Origin of the sequence: Vibrio sp. V01_P9A10T6 (assembly GCF_963877065.1) — a bacterium.
Classification (GTDB): domain Bacteria; phylum Pseudomonadota; class Gammaproteobacteria; order Enterobacterales; family Vibrionaceae; genus Vibrio; species Vibrio anguillarum.
This window is the reverse complement of record NZ_CAWNTB010000074.1, coordinates 1-5,461: the sequence shown is the minus strand read 5'-3', so window position 1 is coordinate 5,461 and position 5,461 is coordinate 1. Positions and strand designations below refer to the sequence as shown.

Here is a 5,461-nt window from a genome sequence, read left to right as displayed (position 1 = left end):
ATGGCAGTCAGGCTATAAAGCTTCTTTGCAACCCTGCCGGATTAATCATGCCCATCACACGAGACAAAGTATCTGCCGATGGAATGCCTGCCTCAAAATGACCATATCGTTTTAGGAAATCTAAGCGAGCATTGCCAAAGTCAATAATGCCATCCCAACCGTCATGACCAGACAAGACGCCACAAATTGTCAGCAAAATAATATCTGATAATTTGTGATCTACTTTGCTTTCTTGTCGGTAGTCTTTAATGATTTGGAAATGCATAAATGGGTTGGTTAACTCGCTCATATTTAGGCTCCTATATTGTCTAGGAGCAATTAGAAAACAACGAAAATGATCTACAAGCAGATCTTTATTTTCATGTGGTTACATTCAATAGTTGGGATTAGTGATAGGTTCAAAACGGATTCTTAGCATCTTTGCAGCCCTTATATATCAACGACCTTCATGCGGTTTCCCTGATGCGGTTTCCTGTTTCTGCCATGCTACCGCCCTTAGGTCTAACTCCTACAAGCGGTTACTCCATATAAACGAACTCATCCCTTATGTAATCGGTGCGAGCTATTGGGCAGAAATACTACATCAAAACCATACATAGAGCGAGACTGTCGCTAGCCTAGATTAGATTTTGTGATTACAGCCACTAGCTAAGCCGCTATAATGCACATAATTGTTCGTATTATAACCATAGGAATTTTGTATGATCATCGTAACTGGTGGCGCTGGCATGATTGGTAGCAACATCATCAAAGCGCTAAATGAACAAGGCATTACTAATATTCTTGTTGTCGATAATTTAAAAAATGGGCGTAAATTCAAAAACCTAGTTGATCTGGACATTGCCGATTACATGGACCGAGACGATTTCTTGGTGCAGATCATGTCTGGTGAGGATTTCGGCCCTATCGAAGCCGTATTTCATGAAGGTGCTTGCTCTGCAACAACTGAGTGGGACGGCAAGTATGTGATGCTTAATAACTATGAATATTCTAAAGAGCTACTGCACTACTGCTTAGAGCGCGACATTCCATTTTTGTATGCTTCATCAGCAGCAACCTATGGCGATACCGATACCTTCATTGAAGAAAAAGAGTATGAAGGTGCGCTGAATGTATACGGCTATTCCAAGCAGCAATTTGATAACTATGTGCGCCGCATTTGGCAAGAAGCACACGGTGAGACCCTTTCCCAAATTACCGGTTTTCGTTATTTCAATGTCTATGGCCCGCGCGAACAGCACAAAGGCTCAATGGCTTCTGTTGCTTTTCATTTAAATAATCAAATGAATGCGGGTGAAAACCCGAAACTGTTTGCAGGTAGTGAAACCTTCCAGCGTGATTTCGTTTATGTGGGCGACGTTGCGGCTGTGAATTTATGGTTTATGAACAGCGGAGTATCCGGTATTTATAACTTGGGTACTGGCAATGCTGAATCTTTCCAAGAAGTGGCCAAAGCCGTTATCAAGCACCATGGTAAAGGTGAGGTTGAAACCATTCCATTCCCAGATCACTTGAAAGGTGCTTACCAAGAGTTCACTGAGGCCGATTTAACGAAATTGCGCGCCGCTGGTTGCCAGCATCAATTTAAGACGGTGGCTGAAGGTGTGGCTGAGTATATGGCGTTGATTAATAAGTAGTGATGGCTGTAATCACCCCCTCCTAACCTCCCCTAAAAGGGGGAGGAACTAGTAAACATATCTCCCTAAAAGGCTGCTCTCCTCTTACTGGAAGACTAATATGGAGTAACCATTGGAAGGGGAAGAAGGGGAAGAATGGAAAATTGATCATGTTTCTTAGACATATGAAAAACATTGGCTGCTAACTCGTGGAGTATTGATGAATATATTAATGGCCTTATCTCAACTTGAGGTCACTGGGGCAGAGGTGTACGCCACAACCGCTGGCGATGAACTGACAAAGCGTGGACATAAGGTATTTTATGTTTCCGATACGCTAACAAAACCTCACCAAGGGCTATTTTATAAACTCCGTTTTAATAAACGCAGTATTCCTCGCCGCTTTTGGCATGTGGGTTATCTTATTTATCTGATTAAGAAACACCATATCCAGCTAGTGCATGCTCACTCTCGCGCCTCCAGTTGGAGTTGTCACATTGCTTGCAAATTAACAAATACGCCTATGGTCACCACAGTACATGGTCGTCAGCCTGTACACGCCTCTCGTAAAAAATTTCACGCCATGGGTGACAAAGCGCTGCCGGTTTGTGAGACTATTGAACAACAACTCATGACTGAATTGAATGTTCCACAAAGCTCGCTCGTCGTAAGCCGAAACGGAATTGAAACGCAAGAATTCGCTTGGCAAAATGCTCCTCAAAATAGCAAACCTGTTGTCAGTATTATTGGTAGGTTAACCGGCCCCAAAGGGGATCTTTGTTATCGGTTGCTCGATGAGTGTTTAGAATCAGCGAAATACCACATTCAGGTCATATCTGGATCTAAAATTGAAGCGCGTTTTAATAAGTTTACTTCTGACGTTCACTTTCTTGGTTATTCACAAGATGTCGTCTCGATACTTGCTCAATCAGACTTAATCATTGGGGCTGGCAGAGTGGCAATGGAATCTTTGTTGTGTGGACGGCCTACACTGGCAATCGGTGAGGCAAGTGCAATTGGTATTGTCGATGACGATAATATCGCTGCGGCCATGGCAAACAACTTCGGTGACATCGGGCCTAAAGATCTCGATATTGATTTTTCAAAAATTAGTCAATATGTAGAACAAGGGTTAAAAACGCCACACTGCTCGCCACAAGTCAGTGAAATAATTCAGCACAGCTACAGCTTAACCAATGTGGTCGATCAAATAGAAGATATTTATCAAACGGTTTATGTTGAAAAGCTGCGTAAAGAGATGCCGATTATTATGTATCATCGCTTTATTAAGGATGAAAGTGAAAAGGGCGTACATGGTACCTATCTGCATATTGACATGCTTGAAAAGCACTTCAACCTGCTAAAAAAAATGGGGTTTGAAACGCTAACCTTTAAAGATTTAGCGGATAAAGGGCTTATTCACCGCCTTGAATCAGGCAAGCGCTATATCATCTTAACGGTTGATGACGGGTATCAAGATAACTACGAATTGATGTTACCGCTATTACAAAAATACGGTTTTAAAGCGGTTGTCTATGTAGTAACGGGGGAAGATTTTAACCGTTGGGATGTTGAAGTACCGAGCAACCCAGAAAAACCAGTGCCTTTAATGTCTCGTCAGCAAGTCAAAGCATTACACGATTCAGGACTAGTTGAAATTGGGGGTCATACAATGACTCATCCATTTCTCAGCAAACTCAGTGAATCTGAACAGCGTAAAGAGATCTCACGTAATAAGTTTGAACTCGAAGAGCTACTAGGCGAACAACTGGTTTCTTTTGCATACCCCTATGGCGATCATGATGCGCTCTCAAAACAGATCGTGCATCAATGTGGCTATCAATTTGCGGTTGCGACCAATAGCGGCCCACGGCTAATACATCAAGACCCGTATCAAATCCGACGTATTGCTATTTTCCCTAAAACCGATGTGTTTGGCCTATGGCGCAAAGTGCGCGGTAATTACACGTTTCGTAAATTAGGGAACTAACTATGGCGTGCAAATAATAACAACTTTAGTTTATTAACCGAGGCTCATACTAAGGGATTGAATATGTCTGGTTTCTCTTTTATAGAAAAATTGCGTAATAAAATTAGGGTTAAACCGAACAATCATATTCAGGTTGGTAAAAATACTCGAATCCGTTACTGTGACATTCACGTTAATGGTAAAAACAATCACCTTATCATTCATGATGGTGCTAATTTAAAAGGCGTCTCAATTGAGTTGAATGGTGAAAACTGTACGTTAGAAATCGGGACAAATTGTGTTATAGGGGAGAATTGCTTTTTCTCTTGCCGAGAACGCAACACTCGACTTGTTATCGGTGACAACTGTATGTTTTCACGTAATGTAAAGATAATGACCAGTGATGGCCATGATATATTGCGTGATGGGAAGCGTATCAATTTAGCTAAAAGTATTTATATCGGATCACATGTATGGCTAGCGGATAATGTTACCGTCTTAAAAGGTGTATCTATTGGAAGTGGTTCTATAGTAGGTATTAACTCAACAGTAACACATTCCGTGGCCGATAACTCGGTAGCAGCGGGTAATCCTGCTCGAGTTATCGCTGATTCTATAGTTTGGCAGGAAGAGTTAACTTTTTAAACTAACCGTTTATTCAATAAATATTTAAAACAACTCTTATCACAAAAGCCTGTTTTATTCTAACGCACAAGTAGATAATAATAAATATCATTTAAACAGATGGCGGATTTTTATCCTTTCCTATCTCTGAAAAACGGATCAACAAGCCACACAAGATCGTTAGTAAATAAATAAGATGTGTATGGTGCAAGGGAACATCAGTTAAACCGGCAAGCATAAGCATAATGAGCATGCTATTAACTAGTGGATTACCGATATATTTAACACCCGAACGAGTAAAATTAATGATTAAAGTAAAACAAAATAAAAGCATTACCAGAGTTCCCACTACCCCATAGCGGGCTAAAGAATCTAAATATTGATTATGTAAATGGGGCTGAATAGCTGCACCACGATTTTTCATACCGGAAATGCTGTCTTGCAAACTGTCATCCCCAAGACCAAAAATAGGGTCATCAACAATCACATCCAAACTATGCTTCCATAAGTCCAAGCGAATACCGATAGAGGTATGATGGTTCCCTTTCTCTATCATCGAAATTTCGTATTGCGTCTGTTTAATCCGAGTATCAATTTCTTTCTCAAAAAATGCATAAAATAGCACCGAAATAACACATATTGAAAAACACCAAAAAATATAATGTTTAACGGTCGGCCTTACTGTAGCAATCATCAAATAAAGAATGACCACAGGTAAAAAGAGGACTACACCTCGCACATCGGTCATGATGATGGCTGTCAACGAAAGCAAGCCGCCTATACTAGCAAGCGTTTTTAATGTTCTATCTGATTGATTTAAAAAAAAGTAAACGCAACACAACAAAAGAAAAGAGACGTATAACGCATAAGGTATCGGGTTTGTCGCAATGCCAACACGCGCAATGTTCATCACAAAATGTTCATACAACGCATTCAGCCCGCAAATAACTGAAGCTAATGCAACAATATAATAAATCCACTGGCGTGATATTTTATTCCACGGTACAAAAAGCAAATAAACCAAACTTGCAATTAACGTTCTAGGCAAAGAAAATTCATCACTACGGAAAAAATGATAGCCAGAGAAAATCACTATTATCAATAATCCAGAGATAAAAAAACCTCTTAACTCTGAATGCCAGTTTTCCCTAATTGCATGTCGATATCTCAACAGACAATAAATAGAAACTATTGGTATTAAGCGTGAAAGAATAAACTTACTATCAGAGAAATTAAATATCACCATTAGAAC

Annotated in this window: 4 protein-coding genes and 1 pseudogene; 3 read left to right on the top strand and 2 right to left on the bottom strand. The window is 40.2% G+C overall.

Annotated elements, in window-relative coordinates; genetic code table 11:
* Positions 1-13: 13 nt before the first annotated feature.
* Positions 14-289, bottom strand: a pseudogene (locus AACQ21_RS04195) (transposase family protein); the annotation flags it as partial.
* 412 nt (positions 290-701) lie between these two features.
* Between AACQ21_RS04195 and rfaD the strand changes: the two are divergent.
* The 3 genes from rfaD to AACQ21_RS04180 all read left to right on the top strand — a co-directional run bounded on the left by rfaD (position 702) and on the right by AACQ21_RS04180 (position 4,230).
* A complete protein-coding gene (gene rfaD, locus AACQ21_RS04190) occupies positions 702-1,637 on the top strand; it encodes an ADP-glyceromanno-heptose 6-epimerase (RefSeq protein WP_105976742.1) in 936 nt (311 codons plus the stop codon).
* 199 nt (positions 1,638-1,836) lie between these two features.
* Positions 1,837-3,606 (top strand): polysaccharide deacetylase family protein, encoded by a 1,770-nt coding sequence (locus AACQ21_RS04185; RefSeq protein ID WP_105976741.1) that lies wholly within the window; start codon positions 1,837-1,839, stop codon positions 3,604-3,606.
* 63 nt (positions 3,607-3,669) lie between these two features.
* Entirely contained in the window at positions 3,670-4,230 is a 561-nt protein-coding gene (locus AACQ21_RS04180) for an acyltransferase (RefSeq protein ID WP_181185540.1), read from the top strand.
* A 91-nt stretch (positions 4,231-4,321) separates the two neighbouring features.
* Here AACQ21_RS04180 and AACQ21_RS04175 read toward each other — a convergent pair.
* Positions 4,322-5,461 (bottom strand): O-antigen ligase family protein (locus AACQ21_RS04175; RefSeq protein WP_258174198.1); only part of this gene is annotated, 1,140 nt, incomplete at its 5' end.

Bases quoted from the DNA above. Each gene is read 5' to 3' on its own strand.
- AACQ21_RS04180 (WP_181185540.1), top strand. From the start codon at position 3,670: ATGTCTGGTTTCTCTTTTATAGAAAAATTGCGTAATAAAATTAGGGTT.
- rfaD (WP_105976742.1), top strand. From the start codon at position 702: ATGATCATCGTAACTGGTGGCGCTGGCATGATTGGTAGCAACATCATC.
- AACQ21_RS04185 (WP_105976741.1), top strand. From the start codon at position 1,837: ATGAATATATTAATGGCCTTATCTCAACTTGAGGTCACTGGGGCAGAG.